This is a genomic window from Listeria grandensis (assembly GCF_014322885.1).
GTDB classification, from domain to species: domain Bacteria; phylum Bacillota; class Bacilli; order Lactobacillales; family Listeriaceae; genus Listeria_A; species Listeria_A grandensis.
Map to the genome: position 1 here is coordinate 1 of NZ_JAASUG010000004.1, position 19,464 is coordinate 19,464.

Below are 19,464 nucleotides of genomic sequence, written 5' to 3' on the forward strand. Positions count from 1 at the left end.
GTTGTTGGTTTGATCGCATTACTTGATGGCGTGTTGTTGTTGAATAGTTCGTCTACTGCTTTTTTCGCTGCATCTTGGTTTGCTTTTTCTGACGCTGTTGTATTACGTTGGTCTAGTAGTTCCTGTGCGCGGTCTAAAGTTGTCTGTAATCCAGACTTATGTGTTGCATCGTTAATTTTATTAATCTCTGCTTGGGCACTATCAATTTTCTCTTGATCTGTTGATGTTTTGAGAGTATCCGTTATGGGTGTATTGCCTACAAATAATTGGTTTACTGCATAATTCGCCACTGCTTTTTGTACTTGATCTACCAATGCTGCTTCATTTTTGGCATTTAGTAAGCTTTGCGCTTTATTTAAATCTGCTTGACGAGCCACTTTTATTCCTGCATCTGTAATAGCATTCACTAATTTTTGTGCATCATCAATCTCTTTTTGACTTGTTGCTGCTTTGATAGCGTCAGATGATGGATCGTTACCTTTGAATAATTCATTGACTGCTTTTTCTGCTGCTGCTTGACGATCTTTTTCTGCTTGTGCTGCTGATGTTTTAGTGTCTAGTAATTCTTGGGTACGATCTAGATCTTTTTGTAGTTCTGCTTTCACTGTTGCATCTGTTACTGCGTCAATCAATTTTTGTGCATCATCGATTGCTTTTTGGTTTGTTGCTGCTTTGATTGTGTCTGTGGCTGGGTTGTTGCTTGTGAATAGTTCATTGACTGCTTTTTCTGCTGCTGCTTGACGATCTTTTTCTGCTTGTGCTGCTGATGTTTTAGCGTCTAGTAATTCTTGGGTACGATCTAGATCTTTTTGTAGTTCTGCTTTCACTGTTGCATCTGTTACTGCGTCAATCAATTTTTGTGCATCATCGATTGCTTTTTGGTTTGTTGCTGCTTTGATTGTGTCTGTGGCTGGGTTGTTGCTTGTGAATAGTTCATTGACTGCTTTTTCTGCTGCTACTTGACGATCTTTTTCTGCCTGTGCTGCTGACGTTTTAGCGTCTAGTAATTCTTGGGCGCGATCTAGATCTTTTTGCAGTTTTGCTTTCACTGTTGGATTTTTCACTAGGTTAATTTGTTCTTGTGCATCATCGATTTTTGCTTGTGTTGTTGCGTCTTTGATTGCATCAGATGTTGGCGTATTTCCTACGAATAATTGATTTACAAGGTATGCTGCAATTGTTTGTTGATCTTTATCTGTTGCTTCTTCAGCATTACGTGCATCAAGTAGTGATTGGGCTTTGTCTACATCTTTTTGTAATGTTGCTTTTAAAGTTGGGTTTGTTAGTGCATCTACTAATTTTTGTGCATCATTGATTGTTTTTTGAACTGTTGTGTCTTTGATAGCATTGCTCGCTGGATTGTTGTTCACAAATAGTTCTTTCACTGATTTACTTGCTGCTGCTTCTTCGCTTGCAATCGCTGCTGCTAAAAGTTCTTTTGCTTTATCTAGATCCGCTTGGATTTTCGCTTTTTCAGTTGCATCTGTAACTGCATCGACTAATGTTTGTGCTTTATCAATCGCCGCTTGATTTGTGGTGTTTTTGAGAGCATTTGAGCTTGGATTATTATTTGTGAATAGTGCATTGACTTCATCACGTGCTGCTGTTGTTTTTGCTTTTTCTTGTGCATCAGACATATTTATTGCTTTGATAACAAGTTGAAATAATCTATCTTTTTCAGGGGAATTCGGTGTAACTGCCAGAATGTTATATACATTTGTAAGATCTTCATTTGTAAATCCTGGTTTTAGCGTTGTGAAATTTTGATCATCAAACAGATTGTACACAGCTTGACCAAACTCTGTGCTGTATTCATAGTAGGACGATGTATTAATATCAAAACCGTAGTTACCATACTTCTTATTTTTCGGATTGATCTTCTCTACGTGAATCTTACCTGATCCCGACGTCAAATCCTCGCCTCTAAGGTCTAATACCATGAAATCTGCTACGTTATCTTTAGTTTTTGATAATACATTGATTACTCGACCACTTGGAAGTAGAACGCCTGCACCATAATTCAAGTGCATTTTAGTTAAATCAATTGTCAAAATACCATTGATTAAAGTGGCACTTGGGAAGTATGTGTTAATCTTTGACATATAAATATTTGATGTTACTGGTGCTACATATGTTGGTGAAATGCGTGAATCAACTGCCGCCTCCACTGGGGTTGCCAATACGTTAAATGGTGTTACCACGCTTGTTCCTAAAATCGATGCTACAGTTAAGACACTTGCCATTTTTTTAACTTTCTTTTTATTCATATTTTCTTACTCCCTGCTTTCATTTCTCTAATTTTTGCTAGAAGGTTCTTTTATTACCTTCACTACTGTTTTGTGTGTTTCTTTTTTCTCCCCTCCTTGGCATAAGTGTAACAAGCCTAGTTATCAGTTTTTTTCTGTTTTTGTAATCAAAGGAATGGATTGTATGACAACCTTATGAACTTTATCCGTAAGGTCAGCTACCAGCACCTTAACGTATTGCTACGCTAGATTTCTAGTAGCCTCCTCCCAAAACGCGTAAACTTTTCGATGACATCTTAGGCATCATCAGGCGTATATTCCTTCTAGCGCATCTGATTTTACCACCTTGTTTATTCTTATATGACGTATTATTGTTACCTATACTAAGGTCGATCCTAGAAAGCGTGCCTTTTTACTACTGTGTGATGAGTGTCTTATCATCGGATAGTTCCAACCCAAGTTCTTGGTTCAAAAAGTCTTTGATAGTCTGTTTAGGCTTTATACCAACCTTCTTTACTCCCAACGACACTTATTAGGAAGTCGAACATATTTCAGGCGTTTATATCACTTAGAGTTCGAGATGGATAGCACCTCAAATGTACTCCTAGATTACTTTTGAGTAGAGATGATGTTAGGTTTCAATTGGTATTCCTAACAGTGAATCATAGTACCGTTCTCGCTTAGACTTCAAACAATACAGTCTTTTTATCCTCATACAATTCTTTATGTCTTGGCACACAGTTGAATAGTGCCTTTACAGCCATGCTACACTCCCTGTTCACTTTCGATTCAGATAAGGCTGTTGACATTACATCGGTTTTCTCAATGTATCGTTACCTAATTACGCAATATTTACGCCATCTTGGGCGTACCAAAAAATGATTACTTCTCCCTCATTTCTTAATTTTTCCTTCAATTACTATCTAAACCAATTGTATAATTCGTAAGCCTTCCAGCTCAAGGATTTTGAGACTATAAAAAGTGTAACCGCACTCTTACCTCTTTTAATAAGTGCAACAAGCCTAATTATCAGTTTTCAATTAATTTTCTGTGTATTACATTTATGTGGTTTTTCCTTTTATTCAAACGTGATTATTATAGGTATTAATTCTTGGCTCCGAATATAACCATGATCGCTATCCAATTTCAATTTATTAGTATGTTTTTATTTTGGTTTTTGCTACTATAGTTTGTCTAAAATCAGTTTCATAATGTCTTCTGCAGATTGGTGTTCTGTAAGTATGGTCTCGTTTTCCATACCCAATAGGTCATTATCGAGCCACCATGTTTTTAATTTCTCCACACCAAATTCATGAGCGTTACCTTTCGTCTGGTGCCTTTTCACTGTTTCCGCGAATGGCAAGTTAAAATAATAGACATCCGCGTTATCATCGAAAAAATGAATCAAGGAAAGAAGCATATCTTGATATGTTTCTTTTCCAAGAATCCCTTCCACAATGATGTAAGGCGTGTTATTTTTTCCGTAGGATGCAATAATTTCAATGAGGTCAATACTTAAATTTCCATGACGATCTTTGACATGAAGCATTTCTCGGCGAACGGTATCCTGTGAAACTAGTAATGTTCCAGCACCCAGCTTTTGTTGTAGGTTTCTAGCGATCGTAGTTTTACCGCTACCTGAATTGCCACGAATAATGATGAGTTTTGATTTCATATGTTCTCACTCCTAATTCCGAACTAATTTCTATTAATAAGGTGCATTTTTAATATTCATTATTCAAAAACGAACTATCAAACCTCTGATAGGAATGATAGTTCGTTTTTTTATAATGCTTCGCTCCATTTTTTTCGTTTATTCTTTACTGGATTAAGTTTTCGTTCCACCCAGCCAAGTAATACGTCCGCCATGACAGCCATGAGCGCTGTTGGAATGGCGCCTGCTAATATAATTGCGGTTCCGTTTGTGGCGTTCGTTCCACGCACGATGATGTCCCCAAGTCCACCAGCACCAACGAATGTTCCGATTGCTGCAACACCGATTGCGATAACAAGGGCATTTCTAATCCCCGCCATAATAACCGATAACGCTAGTGGGATTTCAATCATGCGTAGTACTTGCCATTTCGTCATTCCCATCGCTTTCCCTGATTCGAGTAATGCTCCATCGACATTTTGAATGCCGGTATACGTATTTTTTAAAATCGGTAGGATCGAATAGAGGAATAAAGAGAGAACAACTGTGTTTGTTCCAAGCCCCATCACAAGCATAAGCATCGCGAGTAAGGCTAAGGCTGGAATCGTTTGGATAACGTTTGCGGTTTGAATGACCCAGCCTGCTAATCTTTTCTTGCGTGCAATATAAATGCCTAGCGGAATCGCCACAATTGCCGCGAAAATAACGCCGTAAGCACTCATCAAGAAATGCCGCCAGAATGCTTCCATAACATATGTTGCGTTGGTTTGATAATAGTCAATGAGTTGTGAAAATGTATCCATTTTGTCGGGCACCTCCTTATTTATCTTCAAAGTAATTATGTTTTTTCAAGAAGTCTTCTGCAACGATAGACGGTTCTTTTAATTCCCCATCTGCCTGGTAGTTCAGCTTTTGCATTTCTTCCGTTGAAATCGTGCCTACCAATTTGTTTATCGTCGTTTTTAGTTCAGGATGTTCTTTTAGAATAGCATCTGTAGCCATCGGTGAAGCGTCATACGGTGGGAAAAAGTGCTTATCGTCTTCTAGTACGACCAGGTTGTATGTCGGAATACGGCCGTCTGTCGAGTAACCTAGCGCAACATCCATTTGATTATTTTTTAGAGCCGTATAGATCAAACCTATCTGCATCGGGAAAATTTTCTTGAATGTGATGTCATAGTCTTTGGAAAATGCTTTGTAACCATCGCCCGCACGCTCCATCCATGAGTTATCGACACCTGCAACAAGTTGATCTTCTACGGCACGCATATCGCTAATCGTCTTCAAATTGTATTTTTTCGCGGTATCTTGACGTACCATGAAGGCATACGTATTCGCAAAACCGTAAGAATCAAACCAATGTTGGTCAAAACGCTCAGAAAAACCTTTTTGCACAGCTTTTAGTGCTTTTTCGGGATCTTTTAACGGCTCTTCGCCGAGTGGTCCAACTAAATCCGTCCCTGTATAGCGTGTCGCCGAAATATCGATATCACCGTTCACCATCGCTTGATGTTGCACAACGGAAGAACCGAGATTATTTACCATCTCTACTTTTAAATCCGTATCATGTTCAATCATTTGTTTCACAATATTGCCGACTATTTGTGACTCTGTCGTGGACATTGTTCCAATTTTAATCGTGCCATCCGTGCTACCGCCAAGTCCTGGCAATGCACACGCCGATAAAAGAGATACGCCAAGCAGGATGACAGCGGCAAGTTTTATTTTTTTCTTCATTTTACTGTCCCTCCTTACATATTCTCTTTCGCAGCACGGATTGCTTTTGGTGTGATTTTCACTTCTAATTTGCCTAGGAAAAACTCAACCAATAGCGCCAAAATCGTAACAGGAATCGCACCGCCGAGTATTAAATCTGGTCGATAGAGGTTCAGCCCGTTAAAGATAAAGTCTCCGAGTCCTCCGGCGCCAATGTATGAGGCAAGTGTTGCCCAAGCGATGATGTATACGGCAGATAAACGAATCCCAGCCATGATGACCGAAATGGAATTCGGGAGCTCGATGTTTTTGACCAATTGCCAAGACGTCATTCCCATACCGCGTCCCGACTCAATTAGATTTTTGTCGACACCGCGCACCCCGATAAACGTATTTCGCATAATCGGTAGTACCGAGTAAATAAATAAAGCTACAATCGCCGGTATTTTACCAACGCCTAGAATTGGAATAATAAAAGCCAAGATTGCAAGTGACGGCACTGTTTGCAGTACACTAACAATCCCAATCACAAAATTTGCGATTTTTGGCGAGCGTGTCAAAAGAATTCCCACAGGCACAGCCACAACGATCCCTAAAATTACCGCCGAAAGCGAAATATAGAGATGTTCCCACGTTTTTACTAGCAGGTCATGGCCGTTGTCTTGAAAAAATTGCGTAATCGCGTCCATTAAAAATAACCCCCTATTTTATTCGTGCACTTCTTCTTTTTCGAGTTCTTTTGTGGCTTCGGCTTGCTCTGCGGCAACCTCTTCTAAATCACCCCAAATAGAGTCATAAACAATATCAACAAGGCTGGCACGCGTGACAATCCCAACAAGGCGATTCTTCTCGTCCACAACCGGCACATATTTAAAGCCACGTTTTAAAATCCGTTGCATCGTATCGCGCAACAACGCATCTTTGCGCACATAGAATACATTCTTATCCAAAATATCAACAACTGATGTCGCAGTTCGGCGATTATGCTCGATCGCTTCTACATCGATAATCCCTTTCAACACATTCTGATCATCCGTCACAAGTAGCGTATCCACCCGACGTTCCTTCATCAATTGAATCGCCGCTTGCAGTGATTTATCCGCCGTAATCGAAACAGGTGTATTATTCATGATTTGCTCCACATTCGTCACATTTGGACGCGCCTCAATTAAACGGTCTTTCCCAATAAAGTCCTCGACGAATTTATCGGCAGGATTGCGTAAAATTTCGTCCGGTGTATCAAATTGGACAACCTCGCCACCTCGCATAATCACGATCCGATCCGCAAGCTTGATAGCCTCATCCATGTCATGCGTTACAAAAATAATCGTCTTCCCAAGTTCCCGTTGTAAATTCTTGAATTCCTCTTGCAAAGAGTCACGCGTAATTGGATCAAGCGCACCAAACGGTTCATCCATCAAAATCAAATTCTGTTCTGCAGCTAGTGCACGAAGCACACCAATCCGCTGTTGTTGCCCACCACTTAGTTCATATGGATAGCGATCCAAGTACTCCTCTGGCAAATCCACAAGCTTAATTAGTTCCAGTGCCCGCTCATTCTTCTTTTCTTCTGACCATTTCAAAAGCTTCGGAACAAGCACGATATTTTCACGAATCGTCATATGCGGCATCAACCCAATTTGTTGAATAACATACCCAATCGAACGGCGCAATTTCACCGGATCTTCCTTCATAATATCTTTGTCGTTAATAAAAATTTGGCCACTGCTTGGCTCAATTAAGCGGTTAATCATTTTCATCGTTGTTGTCTTCCCGCAACCACTTGGCCCGATAAAACAAATAAATTCGCCACGATCAATATCCAAGTTCAGATCATTGACCGCCGTTTTACCGCCCTTGTAAATTTTTGAAACATGCTCAAATCTTAGCAATCTAGACACCTCCGAGTTATTTTAGAGTGTAGGCCATCCTGTATTATTTCCAGGTCTGCCCACCACTCACCCTTGCTTTGAATCAAATACCCCTTTGACCCACGACGTATGTATTCCCATCTTCATTCATAATAAAACATTTCATAAAACACAAAAATAAGATGGAAAAACTTATCAATAAAAAGAAAGAAAAGTTGGGAAATTGGTGCTTCTCAACTTTCAACTGGTTGTATGATTGAAAACGCAGTTATAGATGAGTAGAAAATCAAACAGTCGATTCTATTCCAACAACACAGCCCTTTCTTAATAAGCATTATAACGTAACTAAAATTAAAAAGCGAACCAATCCACCTTATATATGCCTATTTAAGCCAAAAAAAGCTCCACCAAATGCACTACTCATAGGCACTTAGGGAACTTTTGAAATTTCTTGATTTATTTATTTGACTAACCACTGTTTTAGGTTGAAAGACAATTTATTTCAATGTATGTATCATTCTTTTTAATCGTATTTTCACTCATTTTCAAAGAAAGCGCTCTCTTTATGGAATATAAAAGCCTAAATGTTTACAATTTATCCACATACATATTGGATAAAAATGGTTATACTTAATTTGAAAGCGATAACAAATATATTATTAAGAACGGGGGACGTAAAATGAAAAAATTAGGGATCACATTAATGTTAATAATGGCAATGGTCATCTTGTCAATTGCCACTATGCCATCCACAGTTAAAGCTTCAGAACCGTATGGTGAACTATACACACCTACGATTATTACATCTAGTATACTAAAGTACTCAACGACCATTGCTGGGACATCAGAACCTGATGCAGAGATCAGGGTGTTTATAAGCCATTCACTTGTTAAAATTACCACTGCGAACAAAAGGGGATTTTGGACGGCGGAAGTTTCACCATTAAAGCTTAATGATACGGTTACCGTATTGGCTGTACGATATGACTACGAAAAGAACTCCGTTAGCGCTACACGTGTAGCTAAAGAATCACAGGCTCGACCTACTGTTACGTCACCTCTAGTCGCAGGCGGTAATTTAATTTCTGGAAACGCAGAGCCAGGCGCTTCGGTTACTGTGTATGTAAAGGGCAAGCTTTTTAAAACGATTACTGCAGATTATACAGGACAATGGGTGGCTTCGGGACTAGCGTTAGAAACAAATGATACTGTAAGTCTACTGGCGATTTGCCCCATGTCAGTTCCAATATTTAGCTCTGACTACAAAGTTACATCGACACAAGCACAACCAATGCTTTCCTCTAGACTGACTCCAGATACTAGGGTTGTATCTGGACTTGCTGTCCCAGGAGCAAAGGTGGACATTTGGGTAGATGGAGCTTACGTTGCCAGTGGTACTGCAGACTACAGAGGAAATTGGGTCGCTAAAACACCGCCATTACCAGGTGTGGGGAAGACTGTTCAATTAAGAGCAACACTCTCCAATGGAAATTTTAAGGATAGTATAAAATTTCCGATCGTAAGTGGATCAGTACAACCAGGTATTACAAGTTCCATTACAACAGGGTCGACAGAACTTTATGGTACTGCTCTTCCCAACACCTATGTTGATATCTATCTAAACTACCAGCTTTTTGCTAGCACCTACACTACTGCAACTGGAGAATGGACCAAAAAATTACCACTTAAGTTAACCGCAGGGCACACTGTTTATGCAAGTGTAGGTTCTAGCACCAGCCCACTATATGCCGTACGAATCGGGGTAGAGAAACCAGAGCTGACATCTTCCGTTGCTGTAGGCTCTACCAAGATATCTGGCACGGCTACACCCGGATCGGACATCGAGGTGTACATTGGTCCAAGTAGCATTAGACCGAAAAAATCCACTGCCGTAACAAACAAAGACGGTTATTGGGAAACCACAGTCCCAGCGTTAGTTACTAATGATAAGATACAACTCCGCTCCAGTGCTGAGGGCGATTATATGGATTCTGCTGTCTATGATGCGATGCCAGCCCCCGAGATCACATCGCAACTTGTATGTGGGGCAACTACAGTTTCGGGCATAGCGACACCTGGATCACGAGTCGATGTTTGGGGGCAAGGCATAAAGCCCATAACAGTTTTAGCAAATAGCTATTCAGGTAGTTGGTCAGTAAGTGTTCCAGCGCTAATGACTGGGAATACTATGCAATTACGTGCCACTGTAGGGACTGTTTATGCAGATTCCAAGATTTATACCATTATGGTAAAGCCGGAGATAACATCCTCCCTTGCAGATGGAGATAATAAGGTAGCAGGAATATCATTAGCTGGCTCAAAAATAGAGGTTTCTGTCATGGCAAAAGGCAAGTTAAAGGAACGTGCGCTTGTTACATCAAATAACAAAGGTGAATGGGACGTTGGTATCCTGCCACTAAACCTCGGAGACACTGTTCAAGTTCGAGAAACATTAGGAACGGATACAGCAGAGTCTGAAATTTATAATGTACTCAAAAAACCGCGTATTACCTCACCTGCCGCAGCTGGTGAAACGACGCTTTCAGGAACTGCTGAGGCATCCGCTACTATTTTATTAACGCAAGACGGCGATAGTACGGTTAAATATCGAACCGTGGCAGACCAAAACGGTAACTGGTCAATACATCAAGACCTCAATGAAAATGTAGTTGGAGGGTGGCTAAAAGCTGGGCATACTGTATCTATTAAAGCAATAACAGACAGTCGCTATGCTAATTCAGATACCTATGTTATCCAGAACAAGCCCGTTATTACATCCCCGCTTACACCTGGTTTAACCAAAATATCAGGGACATCAGCACCAGAAGCACAGGTAGATATTTATATCGGCCAAGGCGCTAGCAGACCTAAAGTAGCTTCGACAACCTCCGATAGTTCAGGGCGTTGGACAACCGACATCCCAGCCTTACTGTCAGGAAATCAGGCACAACTTCGTGCGACAATCACCGTTGTCAAAATCAATGGTCAACCTATTCGTACAACGACTGGACCATTTTATCTTGATTCTGTTGTCTACACCATCACGAATCGTTAAGTAAAAGATAGTACCCCAAAGACACGATAAAACGGATTGTAACATCTCGTTCTGTCGTGTCTTTTTTACTGATCTTCCACAAATAATTTTATAGAAACAAGCTAAATATTTATTTCGGTAAAAATAACTTCGGTGTCGTCTTCATCAGAATCGTTACAACAATTCCTGCCACAACTACTGTTGCAATACAACTCGCCCCATTCATCACAATCGAGAAAATTTGTGCGGACCAGCCTTTAAAAGCGTAAGCGCCCCAGAATAGCACGCCAGCAAGATAATGCCAGAAATACCTCGCAACACCACCAATAATCATCGTTCCCCATGCCCAGCCAATCGCCTTACCAAGCTGTCCCTCTTTTAAATACCCACGCACTTGTACCGCAAAAACACCAGCAAACGCGATAAAGGCAAAGGCCACAACAAATTCAAGAAACCCCTGTAACGGGCTCAAAATATAGGCTTTTCCAGTTACAAAATGAAGCAACCCCCACAGTAAACCTGAAAAACCAGCAGCCCAAAAGCCGCGTCTAATTGCAATGATATACATTGGAATCATGCCAAGCGAAATCGAAAAAGAACTTCCAACATCGAGCGGAATAAAACTGAGCACCATTGCCAATGCTGCAAAAATAGCACATTCTAACAACGTCAATAATCGCGTATTACGCATAAAAAATACCCCTCTCTTTTTTTGGTAAAAAACGTACCGCAGAAGAAAGGAGTCATATCATCTAACTATGTATCAGATACCACTTCATTCGCCACAATCCCTACGCTCGTATTAACGAACAGGTTCAAAGGGTCAGATCTAAAAAAAGATCAATCTCAGCTAAAAGCCCCCCCTGTGGTAACGTCTTATTCATGAATAGATTATACTCTAGATAAATTGGCAACAAACGCTCGCATTTCACTAGTTTTGCGGTCTATCGTTCAAAGAATAATTTCTAATCATGGATATCCAAATAAACGAGCCTAAATTTGTAGTCTAGGCGACTTATTTGTTTATCTGATTTTTATTATAACAGTATTTTTTAGAAAGTCCAGTCCCCTGCTCTTTCCATGCATGCTTATTCGTGATAGAATAGGAGTAATTGCGTTTTTAGCATTCAATATGAAAATTTCAGCTGAATACGCGCGAATTTGGGAGGACGAAAATGTTAACTGTAAATAATGTATCTTTACGTTTTGGCGATAAAAAATTATTTGAAGATGTTTCAATTAAATTCACACCGGGGAACTGCTACGGCTTAATCGGTGCGAATGGTGCTGGTAAATCTACGTTCCTAAAAGTACTATCTGGTGAGCTCGATTCACAGAGCGGAAATGTCCATATTCCAGCTGGCGAACGCCTAACTGTTTTGAAACAAGATCATTTCCAATATGATGAGGAAGTTGTTCTAAAAACTGTTATCCGTGGCCACGATCAGTTGTTCAAAATCATGGAAGAGAAAGATGCCATTTACTCTAAAGAAGATTTCAGTGATGCGGACGGTATTCGTGCTGCGGAACTTGAGGGTGAATTCGCAGAGCTCGACGGTTGGGATGCTGAACCAGAAGCTGCTGTTTTACTTAGCGGCCTTGGTATTACGACAGATCTACATGATAAATTAATGAAAGACCTTACAGGTGGCGACAAAGTGAAAGTTTTGCTAGCACAAGCGCTGTTTGGTAAACCTGATATCTTGCTTCTCGATGAGCCGACCAACCATCTGGACATCAAAGCGATTCACTGGTTAGAAGAGTTCTTGATCAACTTTGAAAATACAGTTATCGTTGTTTCCCATGATCGTCACTTCCTGAATAAAGTATGTACGCATATTGCCGATCTTGATTTCAGCAAAATTAAGCTATACGTCGGTAACTATGATTTCTGGTATGAATCTAGTCAATTGGCACAAACAATGATGGGCGATCGCAATAAGAAGAAAGAAGAGAAAATCAAGGAATTAGAAGCCTTTATCGCACGTTTCTCGGCCAACGCTTCGAAATCAAAACAAGCGACCAGCCGTAAAAAAATGCTCGATAAAATCACGCTTGAGGATATCCAACCTTCTAGTCGTCGTTATCCATTCGTACAGTTCAACCCTGACCGCGAAGTTGGGAACGATCTACTCACCGTTACAAACCTATCAAAAACTATTGATGGCGTGAAAGTTCTGGATAACGTGAGCTTCATTATCAATCGTAATGACAAAGTTGCCCTTGTTGGTGACGATGAAGTTGCAAAAACGGTATTCTTCCAAATCCTTGCTGGCGAAATGGAACCAGATGAGGGTGAATATAAATGGGGCGTAACAACAACACAAAGCTACTTCCCGAAAGATAACTCGGAATTCTTCGAGGAAAACGATTTGAATCTTGTAGAATGGTTGCGTCAATATTCCCCACAAGACGATAGTGAAGCATTCTTACGCGGTTTCTTAGGCCGCATGCTTTTCAGTGGCGACGAAGTATTGAAGAAAGTTCGCGTGCTTTCCGGTGGTGAGAAAGTTCGTTGTATGCTATCGAAAAACATGCTTTCCGGTGCGAACGTACTGTTGATGGACGAACCTACCAATCACTTAGACCTAGAATCCATTACGGCTTTAAATAACGGTATGATTCAGTTCAAAGGCGCGATGATTTTCGCATCACACGATCACCAATTCCTACAAAGTGTGGCGACTCGCATTATCAACCTTTCGAAAGAGCAATTCTATAATAAAGAAGTTACGTATGATGAATATCTTGCAGAAGCATTGCATGTAACAGAATAAATAATTGAAGCCGTGGAACAGTCCCGATGAATGGGTATTCCACGGCTTTTTATGTCTTTCTGCTCATATGCTATACATAATCTGCTCCCTTCTTCTATCAAAGAAAAAAGCACTTTCCATTCGATGTACCGAATAAGAAAGCGCTATTTGTCATTTCTTTAAATCAAGCCGTCCTGTGTCACTCTTGATTAACTTATCTTTGTTATACGTCGACCATGAAAATTGGAACCATTTGATATCCGTTACTTTATCGAGTTTATCGAGCGGGAACACGATGGTACCCTTGATCGTTGCGCCAGGTTTCATTTTACCATCGACAAGGTCCGATAAAATGATGTCTGCTGCTAGTTGTTGTCCATTTTCCGTGACTAATTCGCCTTGTAGTGGATAAGATAACAGTTCGTTTTTTGTATTATTTTTGATCTCAATTGCGATTTTCAGCGTGCCAGGCATGTCTTTGTCTTCCATCGTGGAGTGGACCACTTTTTTCTCGACGGTAACGGTAGAAATTTTCTTATCCATTCCGTCTGCGTTATTATGCCAATTCACGTTATACGTCTCTTTTCCTTCTGATACCGTTTTGCCTGTTTTGCTATCAGTGGAATAGCTTGCGACACGTTCTTGCAACTTGTTATAGTTGTGAAATGAGACAAATACACCGATGATGGAAGCGATAATTAGAATACTAGCGCTACTTACGATATAAATACCGATTTTTCGTTTGGATTGGGCGAATAGCATGATAATACCTACGATAAATCCTAGGAAAGCTATACCCATTAGTGTGAACCAGATAGCCATATTTCAAACTCCTTTTGTTGTGGACCTTCAACAGCTTAGTGTGCTGATTTAAATCCTCAATATGCGTAGGAACGAAGTGAAGTATGTAATCCTTCCGCGTTTAACCCACGAAAAATCACAAAGTAAAACTTACAATTCCTAGCTATTTGATTTTAAATGTTACTATGTTTTATGATAACACATGTTTGGGTTCTAAGGAAGTGGAAAAATTAACGCAAAAAACATCACTAGATCCGCCTTGTTGAAAGGAAGCTTAGTGATGTTTTTTGTTGTGGTATTACTTTCGATTTAGAAGCTCAATATGCATAAAAATACAGCCTTCGTATCCAGAACTTCACGCTCTTTTCCACAAATTTTGTGGCGGCTAGTTCAACATTTCTTTATACTTCCATTATTATCGGTAGTATCATTGGTCTGCGTTTTGTTTGTTCAAACAGATACCTGTTCAGTTGGTCGCGGACGTCTTGTTTTAGTTTAGCCCATTCGAATTCTTTTTCTTGTAAGTTTTTCTCTACGATCTTCGTCACTACTTCGGATGACTTCTCAATTAGATGCTCGGATTCGCGGACGTAGATAAAACCGCGGGAAATAATTTCTGGTCCGGATATGATCGCCTTTGTTTTGCGGTTTAGCGTGATAACAACGATGAAGATACCATCTTCGGATAGCAATTTGCGATCGCGCAATACGATGTTTCCTACGTCGCCAACGCCTAGACCATCAATTAAGGTATTACCTGCAAACACACGATTACCAGCACTCATACGGCCATTTTTATATTCGATTACTTCGCCTTTTCCAGCTACAAATACGTTGGATTTCGGCATACCAACTTGATAAGCGAGCTTAGCATGGGCAATCAACATCCGGTATTCACCGTGAACTGGGATGAAGTATTTTGGTTTCATCAGGTTTAACATTAATTTTAAATCGTCTTGACTACCATGACCGGACACGAACAGATCACGATTCATCGTTAGGACTGTCGCATCAGCTTTGTACAACATGTCAATCGTTTTCGCTAAAATTGTTTCGGACGATGGTGATGGTGTCGATGTAATATAGATCGTATCGCCTTTTTGAACGTTTACTTTTGGATGTTTGCCTTGTGTCATCAGTTGTAGTGATTGGATTGGTTCTCCAAGATTCCCTGTTTCGATAATCACTAGTTGGTCATCGTTCAATTTCTTCGCTTCTTTTAGTGGGATAACGAGGTCCTCAGTTTGTAATTGGATTTTGTTTAATTTCACGGAGATATCAAATACACGCTCCAATTCCTTACCGACGATAGCTACTTTACGATTTGTGGCAAAAGAGGCATCAAGAACTTGTTGTAAGCGAACGAGATTGGACGCCACGCAGGCAACAATAACGCGGCCTGGGGAGGAGCGGAACGCGTGACGGATTTCTTCATCGATTAAACTATCGCTCGATGTTGTCCCTGGATGTTCTGCTTCAGAACTGTCGGAAAGCAAGGCAAGAACGCCTTTTTCGCCGATTTCAGCAATGTGGCCAAGGCTCGTTTCATACCCTATTTTTGCGGATTGGTCGAATTTAAAATCACCGGTGTAAACGATCGCGCCTTCGCTTGTATTGATTACAATCCCCACGGAATCAGGAATAGAATGCGTTGTACGGAAAAATTCCACATCCACATTCGGGAACGATAGGCCTGTTGCTTCATCGATGACATGAAAATCATTGAAACGTACTTTTTTATGCTCCTTGAGTGCCGCTTTTGCAAGGGCGATTGTGAGTTCAGTTCCATAAACTGGGGCTTTAAGTTTGGCAAGGACGTATGGCAAAGCTCCGATTGCGTCTTCATGACCGTGCGTTAGAAAAATAGCCTCGATCCGTTCTTTATTGTCTTCTAAGTATTTAATATCGGGAATAACAACGTCAATGCCCAGCAATTCATCTTCTGGGAACTTTAGACCAGCATCCATAATATAAATAGACTCATCTACCTCTACTACGTATAAATTCTTTCCACTTTCGTCTACTCCGCCAAGTGGGATAATCTTGATTTGTTTTGCTTTTTTAACTGTCAAAGGTTATTCCTCCTTCCTCTTATTTTAAATAATTTTTGTATGCTGTTTCGATTGTCGCTTCTTCTTCTTTTGTTAGCGGCGCGAGTGGCAAACGTAAATGCCCAACATCAACGCCGAGTTTGTTTAACATATGCTTCACAGGAGCTGGGTTTGGCGCGATGAATAACGTATTCATCAGCGGTACAAGTTTACCATGAATTTCTGCCGCTTGCTTCGTATCACCTTCATCAAAAGCCTGCAGCATCGTTTGCATTTCTGCTCCAATCACGTGACTCGCAACAGAGATTACACCATTTCCACCAAGTGCATAAATCGGCAAAGTAAAACTGTCATCTCCACTATAAATCGCGAAATCATCACTCGTTTCAGCAATAATTTTCGTGATATTATCAAAATTACCACTGGATTCTTTGACCCCAACGATGTTATCTATTTTGGAAAGTTCAATGATCGTCTCTGGTTCAATATTCACAACCGAACGACTCGGAATGTTATAAATGACAATTGGTAACGTGGTCGCCTCTGCAATCGCCGCAAAATGAGCATAAAGCCCAGCTTGATTTGGTTTGTTGTAATATGGCGCTACGATTAAAACAGCGTCGATTCCACCGATTTCTTCTATTTCTTTCGTGAAGCTAATCGTTTCAGCAGTATTATTCGATCCCGTTCCCGCAATGATTTTCACGCGACCTTGGTTGGTTTCCACGACTTGTTTAAAGAGCTTGATTTTCTCTTCATGCGAAATGGTTGGTGACTCTCCGGTGGTTCCCGCCACAACAAGGCCATCCGAGCCGTTTTCAATGAGGTAATTGACTAGGCGGTGAATCCTTTTTTTACAAACTTTATCTTTCTCGGGATTATATGGCGTTACCATTGCTGTAACTACTTTTCCAAAATCCATAGTGCTATTCCTCCTCGAACTCATTTTCAATGCAAAATTCGTCATGAAGCGCGTTGACCGCTGCGATTAGATCCGCTTCTTCGACTAAAATCCACACGGTTGTATGGCTGTCTGCTGATTGCAAGATAGCGATATTTTTCGCGGATAAGGCGGATACAATTTTGGCGGTAACACCTGGCACGCCTGCGATTCCAGCTCCGACAATAGAAACTTTTGCGCAATCTTCGGTCGTATGCGCGTCATATGAGGCTTCTTTCAAAAGTGTCAACACGTGTTCACGCTTTCGTTCTGGCACAGTAAACACGATCTCGTCCGTCGAAATATTGATAAAATCAAGACTGATAGCCGCTTCGGCAAGAATCGCGAATGCTTGCTGTTGCGTATGAACACTCGTTGTTTTGACGCGAATCTGCGTTAAATTGGTGACATGCGCGATTCCCGTTACGAGGCGTTCTTTCACATCAAAACGGCCGCTAACCTCCGTTTGCGAAGTCACGAGCGTGCCTTCTCCTTCTAAGTATGTCGAGCGAATCCGAAGCGGAATCTTGGCCTGCATCGCAATCTCAACGGCACGCGGGTGGATAACCTTAGCACCTTGATAAGCCATGTTGCTTACTTCATTATAACTCACAGTTGGCAACGAGCGCGCGTTTTTAACAATACGCGGATCGGCGGTAAACATCCCATCCACATCGGTAAAAATATCCACACGTTCAGCGGCAAGTGCAACACCAAGCGCTGCGGCAGATGTATCGCTACCACCACGGCCAAGCGTTGTGATATCGCCATTTGGAGCACTACCTTGGAAGCCAGCAACAACAACGATGTCCACCGTTTCTAATGCCTCACGTAAACGCGTCACATCGACTTCTAAAATTTTGCCAGCGGTGTATTCATCGTTCGTTCGGATACCGGCTTGTGCGCCTGAAAATGCGGCTGCTTTAATACCCGCTTCGAGAAGCATATTCGTAAACACCGCTGTCGAAATCGTTTCACCGACAGAAAGCAACATATCTTGCTCGCGTAACGATAACCGGGTTTCTTTCGCGCCAATGAGTTCCAACAATGTATCCGTTGCATACGGATCACCTATTCGCCCGATCGCCGACACAACAACGACAACCTTATATCCCTGATGGATCGAATTTCGTAAATGATTAAATGCAAGCTGGCGGGATTCAGCGTTTTGCACGGAAGTCCCACCAAATTTTTGCACGATAATTTTCATTGTAACACCTCAATTATTTCGCGTTTTTTCAGATGATTTCCTGTTCAATCAGCGACTCAGCAATTTGGATCGAGTTCCAAGCAGCGCCTTTTAGCAAATTATCCGAGACGATCCACATGTGGAATCCTTTCGTATCATCCAAGTCGTGGCGAACGCGCCCAACGAAGACTTCTTTTTTGCCAGCAGAACTTGCCGCGTGCGGATATACTTGGTTTGCCGTGTCATCTTCTAAGACAACACCTGGCGCTGTCCGGAGCGCTTCTTGAATCTCAGAAACCTTCACGTTATCCTGCTCGACCTCGATGTACACCGACTCCGAGTGACCCGTAATAACTGGAATGCGCACACACGTCGCCGCAACCTTGATCGACTCGTCTCCCATGATCTTCTTCGTTTCATTGACCATCTTCATCTCTTCGTATGTATAGTCATTATCCGTGAAAACATCGATCTGAGGCAAGGCATTAAACGCGATTTGGAAATGCTTCTTATCACCTTTCACAGGCATCACAGCAGGCGTAAAATCTTCCCCATTCAAAATAGCTTGAGACTGCGTTTGGAGTTCATCAATCGCTTGAATTCCAGAACCAGAAACGGCTTGATATGTCGAAACAATAATCCGGTTTAAGCCGTAAGCCGCACGAATCGGTTGAAGTGCTGCCACCATTTGGATGGTCGAACAGTTCGGATTTGCGATAATGCCCTTATGATCACGCAAAGCCTCAGGATTCACCTCAGGAACAACGAGCGGCACATCTGGATGCATTCGGAACGCACTCGTATTATCGATGACAATCGCGCCATGCGCCACAGCATCTTTGGCAAAACGCTCAGAAATAGAACCGCCAGCACTAAATAAAGCAATATCCACACCCGCGAAACTTTCAGGTGTTGCCTCTTTAATCACAACTTCTTCCCCGCGGAACGTCAATTTCTTACCGGCCGAACGCGCCGAAGATAAAAATGAAACTTCCTTTATTGGAAACGTCACATCTTCCAGTAATTGAATCATTTGAGTCCCAACCGCGCCAGTCGCACCAACAACGGCTACATGATAACTTTTTGTCATTCTATTTCCCCCTTGGATTAGCTATATTTTGTCGAAAAAGGAAAACAGAGCTCCTTCCTCGGACTTCGTTTTTTCATATTTAACTTATCATACCATAATATCCGCTAATTATCAGG

At 41.3% G+C, this 19,464-nt stretch carries 14 protein-coding genes and 1 riboswitch; of the genes, 2 read left to right on the forward strand and 12 right to left on the reverse strand.

Annotation, left to right across the window (positions count from 1 at the left end):
• From HCJ54_RS06550 to HCJ54_RS06575, 6 genes are all read right to left on the reverse strand, one after another.
• Positions 1-2,267, reverse strand: a 2,267-nt coding sequence (locus tag HCJ54_RS06550; protein WP_244966911.1) for a toxin Cry1Ac domain D-VI-related protein, incomplete at its 3' end; no start/stop codon positions are given.
• A 1,162-nt stretch (positions 2,268-3,429) separates the two neighbouring features.
• Positions 3,430-3,921: a kinase gene (locus tag HCJ54_RS06555; protein WP_187137075.1), complete on the reverse strand. Its 492-nt coding sequence runs from the start codon at positions 3,919-3,921 to the stop codon at positions 3,430-3,432.
• A 110-nt stretch (positions 3,922-4,031) separates the two neighbouring features.
• Positions 4,032-4,703, reverse strand: a complete 672-nt coding sequence (locus HCJ54_RS06560) for an ABC transporter permease (protein ID WP_187137076.1) — start codon at positions 4,701-4,703, stop codon at positions 4,032-4,034.
• 16 nt (positions 4,704-4,719) lie between these two features.
• Entirely contained in the window at positions 4,720-5,637 is a 918-nt protein-coding gene (locus tag HCJ54_RS06565) for an osmoprotectant ABC transporter substrate-binding protein (RefSeq protein WP_187137077.1), read from the reverse strand.
• Positions 5,638-5,651: 14 nt separating this feature from the next.
• Positions 5,652-6,305 (reverse strand): ABC transporter permease, encoded by a 654-nt coding sequence (locus tag HCJ54_RS06570; protein WP_036065054.1) that lies wholly within the window; start codon positions 6,303-6,305, stop codon positions 5,652-5,654.
• Between the two features lie 18 nt (positions 6,306-6,323).
• Positions 6,324-7,508: a betaine/proline/choline family ABC transporter ATP-binding protein gene (locus HCJ54_RS06575; protein ID WP_036065056.1), complete on the reverse strand. Its 1,185-nt coding sequence runs from the start codon at positions 7,506-7,508 to the stop codon at positions 6,324-6,326.
• 658 nt (positions 7,509-8,166) lie between these two features.
• Between HCJ54_RS06575 and HCJ54_RS06580 the strand changes: the two genes are divergently transcribed.
• Positions 8,167-10,542 carry a hypothetical protein gene (locus HCJ54_RS06580; RefSeq protein WP_187137078.1) on the forward strand — a complete coding sequence of 792 codons (2,376 nt, stop codon included), beginning with the start codon at positions 8,167-8,169 and terminating at the stop codon, positions 10,540-10,542.
• Positions 10,543-10,651: 109 nt separating this feature from the next.
• Here HCJ54_RS06580 and thiT read toward each other — a convergent pair whose 3' ends face one another.
• Positions 10,652-11,212, reverse strand: a complete 561-nt coding sequence (thiT, locus tag HCJ54_RS06585) for an energy-coupled thiamine transporter ThiT (RefSeq protein ID WP_187137079.1) — start codon at positions 11,210-11,212, stop codon at positions 10,652-10,654.
• A gap of 79 nt (positions 11,213-11,291) precedes the next feature.
• Positions 11,292-11,395: riboswitch (TPP riboswitch) on the reverse strand.
• Between the two features lie 301 nt (positions 11,396-11,696).
• Between thiT and HCJ54_RS06590 the strand changes: the two genes are divergently transcribed.
• On the forward strand, positions 11,697-13,298 hold the full coding sequence (locus tag HCJ54_RS06590) for an ABC-F family ATP-binding cassette domain-containing protein (RefSeq protein ID WP_036065060.1): 1,602 nt from the start codon (positions 11,697-11,699) through the stop codon (positions 13,296-13,298).
• Positions 13,299-13,448: 150 nt separating this feature from the next.
• Here the strand turns inward: HCJ54_RS06590 and HCJ54_RS06595 are convergent, their stop codons facing one another.
• The 5 genes from HCJ54_RS06595 to HCJ54_RS06615 all read right to left on the reverse strand — a co-directional run bounded on the left by HCJ54_RS06595 (position 13,449) and on the right by HCJ54_RS06615 (position 19,348).
• Positions 13,449-14,099, reverse strand: coding sequence for a DUF4352 domain-containing protein (locus tag HCJ54_RS06595; RefSeq protein WP_036065062.1), 651 nt, complete (start codon positions 14,097-14,099; stop codon positions 13,449-13,451).
• Positions 14,100-14,479: 380 nt separating this feature from the next.
• Positions 14,480-16,150 carry a ribonuclease J gene (locus HCJ54_RS06600; protein ID WP_187137080.1) on the reverse strand — a complete coding sequence of 557 codons (1,671 nt, stop codon included), beginning with the start codon at positions 16,148-16,150 and terminating at the stop codon, positions 14,480-14,482.
• Between the two features lie 19 nt (positions 16,151-16,169).
• Positions 16,170-17,051, reverse strand: coding sequence for a 4-hydroxy-tetrahydrodipicolinate synthase (gene dapA / locus HCJ54_RS06605; protein ID WP_187137081.1), 882 nt, complete (start codon positions 17,049-17,051; stop codon positions 16,170-16,172).
• 4 nt (positions 17,052-17,055) lie between these two features.
• The gene (dapG, locus tag HCJ54_RS06610) at positions 17,056-18,279 is read right to left on the reverse strand and encodes an aspartate kinase (RefSeq protein ID WP_187137082.1); all 1,224 of its coding nucleotides are present in this window, start codon (positions 18,277-18,279) and stop codon (positions 17,056-17,058) included.
• A 28-nt stretch (positions 18,280-18,307) separates the two neighbouring features.
• Positions 18,308-19,348 carry an aspartate-semialdehyde dehydrogenase gene (locus HCJ54_RS06615; RefSeq protein ID WP_185525243.1) on the reverse strand — a complete coding sequence of 347 codons (1,041 nt, stop codon included), beginning with the start codon at positions 19,346-19,348 and terminating at the stop codon, positions 18,308-18,310.
• Positions 19,349-19,464: the final 116 nt, after the last annotated feature.

Bases quoted from the DNA above. Each gene is read 5' to 3' on its own strand.
- HCJ54_RS06555 (WP_187137075.1), bottom strand. From the start codon at position 3,921: ATGAAATCAAAACTCATCATTATTCGTGGCAATTCAGGTAGCGGTAAA.
- HCJ54_RS06560 (WP_187137076.1), bottom strand. From the start codon at position 4,703: ATGGATACATTTTCACAACTCATTGACTATTATCAAACCAACGCAACA.
- HCJ54_RS06565 (WP_187137077.1), bottom strand. From the start codon at position 5,637: ATGAAGAAAAAAATAAAACTTGCCGCTGTCATCCTGCTTGGCGTATCT.
- HCJ54_RS06570 (WP_036065054.1), bottom strand. From the start codon at position 6,305: ATGGACGCGATTACGCAATTTTTTCAAGACAACGGCCATGACCTGCTA.
- HCJ54_RS06580 (WP_187137078.1), top strand. From the start codon at position 8,167: ATGAAAAAATTAGGGATCACATTAATGTTAATAATGGCAATGGTCATC.
- thiT (WP_187137079.1), bottom strand. From the start codon at position 11,212: ATGCGTAATACGCGATTATTGACGTTGTTAGAATGTGCTATTTTTGCA.
- HCJ54_RS06590 (WP_036065060.1), top strand. From the start codon at position 11,697: ATGTTAACTGTAAATAATGTATCTTTACGTTTTGGCGATAAAAAATTA.
- HCJ54_RS06595 (WP_036065062.1), bottom strand. From the start codon at position 14,099: ATGGCTATCTGGTTCACACTAATGGGTATAGCTTTCCTAGGATTTATC.
- dapA (WP_187137081.1), bottom strand. From the start codon at position 17,051: ATGGATTTTGGAAAAGTAGTTACAGCAATGGTAACGCCATATAATCCC.
- dapG (WP_187137082.1), bottom strand. From the start codon at position 18,279: ATGAAAATTATCGTGCAAAAATTTGGTGGGACTTCCGTGCAAAACGCT.
- HCJ54_RS06615 (WP_185525243.1), bottom strand. From the start codon at position 19,348: ATGACAAAAAGTTATCATGTAGCCGTTGTTGGTGCGACTGGCGCGGTT.